The organism is Exiguobacterium sp. S22-S28 (assembly GCF_043359615.1).
Lineage (GTDB): Bacteria > Bacillota > Bacilli > Exiguobacteriales > Exiguobacteriaceae > Exiguobacterium_A.
In genome coordinates, this window is the sequence record NZ_JBHFFC010000028.1 from 107475 (window position 1) to 113474 (window position 6000).

At 46.2% G+C, this 6000-nt stretch carries 5 protein-coding genes; 1 reads left to right on the forward strand and 4 read right to left on the reverse strand.

Annotated elements, in window-relative coordinates; genetic code table 11:
• Nucleotides 1-4 precede the first annotated feature (4 nt).
• On the forward strand, nt 5-1783 hold the full coding sequence (locus tag ACHA8N_RS11750) for a glycoside hydrolase family 13 protein (protein ID WP_393965855.1): 1779 nt from the start codon (nt 5-7) through the stop codon (nt 1781-1783).
• 78 nt (nt 1784-1861) lie between these two features.
• Here ACHA8N_RS11750 and ACHA8N_RS11755 read toward each other — a convergent pair whose 3' ends face one another.
• The 4 genes from ACHA8N_RS11755 to ACHA8N_RS11770 form a co-directional block, all read right to left on the reverse strand.
• Entirely contained in the window at nt 1862-3064 is a 1203-nt protein-coding gene (locus tag ACHA8N_RS11755) for a DUF1015 domain-containing protein (RefSeq protein WP_393965856.1), read from the reverse strand.
• A gap of 12 nt (nt 3065-3076) precedes the next feature.
• Nucleotides 3077-4234 carry a phosphoglycerate dehydrogenase gene (locus ACHA8N_RS11760; protein WP_393965857.1) on the reverse strand — a complete coding sequence of 386 codons (1158 nt, stop codon included), beginning with the start codon at nt 4232-4234 and terminating at the stop codon, nt 3077-3079.
• Nucleotides 4235-5299 carry a 3-phosphoserine/phosphohydroxythreonine transaminase gene (gene serC / locus ACHA8N_RS11765; protein WP_393965858.1) on the reverse strand — a complete coding sequence of 355 codons (1065 nt, stop codon included), beginning with the start codon at nt 5297-5299 and terminating at the stop codon, nt 4235-4237.
• A 200-nt stretch (nt 5300-5499) separates the two neighbouring features.
• Nucleotides 5500-5886: a nuclear transport factor 2 family protein gene (locus tag ACHA8N_RS11770; protein WP_393965859.1), complete on the reverse strand. Its 387-nt coding sequence runs from the start codon at nt 5884-5886 to the stop codon at nt 5500-5502.
• Nucleotides 5887-6000: the final 114 nt, after the last annotated feature.

The following is a 6000-nucleotide window of genomic DNA, read 5'->3' on the forward strand; positions in this document are numbered from 1 at the left end:
ACTTATGAATAAAGCAGCTGTGTTTCACCGGGCCCTGTCTCCGTATGTTTATACATACGATCAAGAAACGGTTCATATCCGCCTCATGTCGGCGAAAGGAGACGTGGATCGTGTTGAGTTGATTCATGGGGATCCTTATGAATGGGATGCGGAAAAAGAAGAAGATCGGGATTGGAACTTTGATCCGAATAAAGAAAAGTTTTGGAAAACGGAGACGGCAGAGATGACGTTCGCAGGCTCGGATGCGACACACGATTTTTGGTTCATTGCGATCCGGCCGAAAAAAAAGCGGGTCCGTTATGGATTCAGAGTTCACGCAAACGGTGAATCTGCCGTTTATACAGAACGAGGATGGTACGATGAAGTGCCGCTGGATCACCCGGGCTACTATTTTGCCGTCCCTTATATGAATGCCGTTGACGTGTTTGATGCTCCGGCATGGGTCAAAGACACGGTCTGGTATCAAATTTTTCCGGATCGATTCGCAAACGGTGACTTGACGAATGACCGCGCGGATACAAGCACATGGGGAGCCGAGGCACCGGCTTTTGACAATCATTTCGGGGGCGATTTTCAAGGAGTGATTGATCATATTGATTACTTAAAGGCACTTGGGATTACCGGAATTTATTTTTGTCCGGTCTTTGTCGCACCGTCAAACCATAAATATGACACGCTGGATTATTTACGTCTTGATCCGAGTTTTGGAACGGAAGAAACGTTTCGGGAAATGATTCGACTTCTGCATCAAAATGGAATTCGAATTTTACTGGATGCCGTCTTTAATCACGTCAGTGTCGATCATCCTGCATTTCAAGACGTCATTGCCCATGGGAAAGAATCACAGTATGCGAATTGGTTTATGATTGATTCATTTCCGGTCCAATCGACACCGGTACCAAATTATGAAGTCTTTGCCTTTGAAAGCAATATGCCGAAACTGAACACGGCCCATCCTGATGTTAAAGATTATTTATTAAAAGTTGGTCGTTACTGGGTAGAAGAATTTCAGGTTGATGGATGGCGATTGGATGTCGCGAGTGAAGTAGATCATGCATTTTGGCGCGAGTTTCGGCGGGAAGTGCGAGCTGCTAATCCGGAAGCGTATATCGTCGGGGAGTGTTGGACGGATTCGCAGGAATGGTTGCTAGGCGACCAGTTTGATGCAGTCATGAACTATGGGTTGACGGAAGCTTTTCTAACGTTCTTTGCAACAAATGAAGTGACGGCATCAGAGTTCAGCTACGCCATCGTCCGCAATTTGAACAGCAACTCGATGAACGTTAACGAAGTCATGTTCAACTTAATCGATTCCCATGACACCCCTCGTGCTTTGACACGGGCAAAGGGGGACCGGGATCGGATGAAATTGTTGATGTTATCGCTATTGACGTTCACGGGAAGTCCGGTCATCTATTATGGCGATGAAATCGGTTTGACGGGTGGCCAGGATCCGGATAACCGCAAATGTATGGTGTGGGATCCGGCGGAACAGGATGCGGAACTCTTGACGTATATTACACGGTTGATTGATTTACGCAAAAAACATCCGGGCCTTGCCAATGCGAGTGGCTATCAATTCGAACAATTGAATGACGAGACGGCGAGTTTCCTCATTCGCCGTCAGTCCGATGAAGTGACCTATTTGATTCTGTTTAACAATGGCTTGGAGGATGTCCGATTTGATCTGGCGGAACCAGCTGCTGATTTAGTTGATGGACAACGTTACACAGACACCATTATTGTACACGGGGTGTCCGGAAAAATTCTCCGAGTAGAATGAAAATTATCAAACAAAAAAACATCCGTTCCAGAAATCAACTTTTTCCTGAACGGATGTTTTTTGTCTGCCTAAAAATCCTCAGAAAAATGGATGAATCAGCAGACCGCTTCTTAATTTGGGTTCGAACCAGGTCGATTTCGGCGGCATGACTTCACCGGCATCAGCGACGGCCATCAGCTCGGTTAAGCTCGTTGGATGTAGATGGAACGCGACGGCCATCGTGCCTTGATCGACGAGTTGTTCAAGCCCAGCGTAACCTCTGACACCTCCGACGAATTGAATCCGTGAATCCGTCCGAGGATCTTCAATCCCGAGAAGGGGTGTCAACAATTCATCCTGAAGAATGGCGACATCGAGGTCCTCTTTGACGGATGGACGGTTTTTCTCATAATCCAGCGTGTACCAGTTATGTTTGACATACATTTCAAACTGATGCTTTTTTGTTTCTGTCGCGCGTCCTTCGGTAACGCTGAACCGATTACTGATTCTTTCCAGCAAGTCATCGACGGACTGACCGTATAAATCTTCGACGACGCGATGATAGCCTTGTATATTCAATTGATCACTTGAAAAAGAGACGGCGAGAAACAATCCGGCATCCTCATGATGATTCAACCGGGCGACTTGTGAGGCCGCTTCAGCCCGATGGTGCCCGTCGGCGATATACAGGTGGTCATGACGGGCAAACTGGCTGCCAATCGTCATCATGGCGTCGCGATCCGTGATTTTATAGAGGGTATGCTCAATCCCGTCTTCAGCTGTAAATTGATAGAGTGGGGATTGTTTCGTCTGTTCCGAGACAACTCGATCTAGCTCGTCATCCGGATGATGGGCGAGCAAAATTGGACCGGTGTGGGCAGCAAGCGACTGAACGTGGCGGACGCGGTCCCGTTCTTTATCAGGTCGTGTGAATTCGTGTTTACGGATGATGCCTTGATCGTAATCAGCGACAGAGACACAACCGACAAAACCAGTCTGCGTATGCTCACCGTCCGTCAGACGATAGAGATAATAACTTTCAACATCATCGGTTGTGAGAATGCCGCGTTCAATCGCTTCCTTGAAATGAAGGGCAGCTTGTTGATAAACACGCGAATCATGTTCATCAATCAAGTCCGGTAACGTCACTTCTGCTTTGTCAATTCGTAAAAAGGAAAGTGGACGTCGGCGGACTTCCAAACGTCCTTCCGCTCGATTGAAGACATCGTACGGAAGGGAAGAAAACGCTTCTGCGTATTTAGGGTCAGGTCGCAAGGCGTGGAAAGGTTCAAAAGTAGGCATAATCATCGCTCCTTAAAGTAGTCTTGTTTTTAAGACGCCGGGAATGGCATGCAATTGTTGTAATGATATCGCTTCATCCAGATGATTGTCGATGTCGATGATCGTATAGGCAATTCCATCCTTACTGCCGTTGATCATGTTGGCAATGTTGATTTGTTCTGTCGCAAGGACGGAAGCGATTTGACCGACCATATTCGGAATGTTTTGATGCGCGATCGTGATACGCCGTTTACCGGAATACGGCAATTCGACGGACGGGAAGTTGACCGAGTTTCGGATGTTGCCGGTTTCGAGAAACAGCTTTAATTGATCGACGGCCATGATTGCACAATTTTCTTCTGCTTCTGCTGTCGACGCACCAATGTGAGGCAACGGGATGACACGAGGCAGAGAGAGGATGAAGGCATTCGGGAAATCAGTAACATAGTTGGCCAGACGTCCGGATTTTAAGACTGTTGCCAAAGCTTGTTCATCGATTAATTCACCTCGGGAAAAATTAAGTAAAGTTGCTCCTTGTTTGATTTTTCCGAGTAAGCGTTCATGAAGCAAATGTTGTGTCGCATCAATCAAAGGCAGATGCAGTGTAATATAATCACTTGTCGCCAGCAACTCCTCAAGATTGGTGACACGATGGACTTGATTCGAGACACGCCACGCTGATTCGACAGACATATGTGGGTCGTATCCGGAAACTGTCATACCCAGTTCGTGAAGCGTATTTGCTAAACTTGCTCCAATGGCTCCAAGACCAACGATGCCGATTCGTTTTCCTAACAATTCCGTACCTGCAAATTGTTTTTTGTTCGCTTCAATCCGCTCTGGGATATCAGGTCCACGAAGATTGTTAGTCCATAAAATGCTTGGGATTAATTTTCGGGCAGTCAAGAACAAACTGGCGATGACTAGCTCTTTGACGGCATTGGCATTAGCGCCAGGTGTCGAGAAAACGGGAATACCCCGATTCGCCAATTGGTCGAGCGGGATATTATTGACACCAACGCCGGCGCGGGCGACAGCTTTTAAGGAAGTCGGAAACTTCATTCCATGTAAATCTTTGCTGCGGACAAGAAAGGCATCCGGTGTTTCAACGTCTTGTTTGACGACATAGTGGTCGGTAAAGCGTTTTAATCCTTTATCAGATACGTCATTCCAAAGCTGTACATGATGCATTTAACGTTCCCCCTGTTCGAATCGTTGTAAAACCGTGATAAGGGCATCGACTCCTGCAGTCGGCATGGCGTTATAGAGACTTGCGCGCATTCCTCCGACAGAACGATGGCCTTTTAAATTAACGAGCTGATGACGTTCTGCAAATTGCAGGAATTGTTGATCTAAATCCGTTTGACCGGTTGAAAAAGGAATATTCATTCGGCTCCGGTCAGGTAGGGCGACGCTGTTTGAGAACATGGCGGATTGGTCCAAGTGGGCATAGAGAGAAGCGGCTTGTCGACGATTGCGTTGAACAACCGTATCAAATCCCTGTTCCTTGATCCATTCGAGGACTAGTTTCGTCAAATAAATGCTGTATGTGGGTGGTGTATTGTATAAAGAATGATGGGCAGCATGTATGTCATATCGTAAATAGGATCCTAAGCGGTCCGGTGTTCGTTGCAACAGGTCATCTTTTATGATGACAAGCGTCATTCCGGCTGACCCAAGGTTTTTTTGAGCACCTGCATAGATTACGTCAAACTGACTGACATCAATCGGTTCAGATAAAATGGAAGAAGAGAAGTCTGCCACTAATGGAACATCCACTTGTGGAACATTCGTAAAAGTAGTCCCTTCGAGCGTATTATTCCATGTGATATGCAGATAATCAGCGTCAGAACAGATCGGACCAGTCGGAATCGAGCGATAGTGGTCGGCTTCAGATGAGGCAATGACGTTTGTCTGAACAAAAGCCCCGGCGTCCTGTATCGCTTTTTGTGACCAGCTTCCCGTATCGATGAAGTCGACGCGCTGGTGTGCAGTTGCTAAGTTAAGCGGTAACATTGAAAATTGAAGTGTTGCACCGCCTTGTAAAAACAAGACACGGTAATTGTCCGGGATCTGCAAGAGCTCCCGAAGCAGAGACTCTGTCTCTTGAAGGATGTTTTCAAACAAGGTGGAGCGGTGACTCAACTCCAAAACGGATTGTCCAGACCCTTTGTAATTTAGAAGCTCAGATTGAGCCTTAAGTAAGACTGGTACCGGTAGGACTGCCGGACCAGCTGAAAAGTTAAAAACAGTCATCGTATTCCACCTCCAATAATTTTCAGAAAATATTCACAACTAAAGTGTAACGGAATGAAAACAGTTAATCAAACTTCATTTCAAGTGGAGCATGGACTTTCTGGAGGAGAAAAGAGAGGAAACGATCCTTCAATGGAAAAGGACCAGCCCTCCTAAAGAGTGGCTGATCCTATCGATCGATGCGAACAAGTGTGTTGGACTCAAGAAGGGTCGAGAGGTGTAAGTTGGTTAAAGTGCCATTTCCAGCCTTCGCTCGTCCAGTGATAAAGCGAAACACTTCGGAACCGGCCGACGTACATGCTACGACCATATGAGAAATGATCTTCCACTATTTCCTGTACTAAAGCTGTCGTCTCAAAGACTTCGACCACCATCGACTCGCTGAGTTGATTGCTCCATTGGATTTGATCTGGATCCACATAATGATCGAGAAAAGTTTCGGCATCGAACTGTCGGCCTTGTCCGTCAATAAAAGAAAAATCGGGTGATAATAACTGATGCATCTCTTTTCGGTTACCTTGCATCAAAAAAGCGTGTCGATTTGTCAAAAGAAGTTGAAGTTGTTCATGTTGAGTTGAAGTTTCCATGAGAATCATCCTTTCGTCGTTAAATGAATGATGGGATTCCTGATGATGAAACAAAAAAAGACCCTGCAACAGCAGAGTCTTGGAAAATTAAAGTTTAGTAACGTTAGTTGCTTG

Coding starts and splice junctions, on each gene's coding strand:
- serC (WP_393965858.1), bottom strand. CDS start 5,299: ATGACTGTTTTTAACTTTTCAGCTGGTCCGGCAGTCCTACCGGTACCA.
- ACHA8N_RS11755 (WP_393965856.1), bottom strand. CDS start 3,064: ATGCCTACTTTTGAACCTTTCCACGCCTTGCGACCTGACCCTAAATAC.
- ACHA8N_RS11770 (WP_393965859.1), bottom strand. CDS start 5,886: ATGGAAACTTCAACTCAACATGAACAACTTCAACTTCTTTTGACAAAT.
- ACHA8N_RS11750 (WP_393965855.1), top strand. CDS start 5: ATGAATAAAGCAGCTGTGTTTCACCGGGCCCTGTCTCCGTATGTTTAT.
- ACHA8N_RS11760 (WP_393965857.1), bottom strand. CDS start 4,234: ATGCATCATGTACAGCTTTGGAATGACGTATCTGATAAAGGATTAAAA.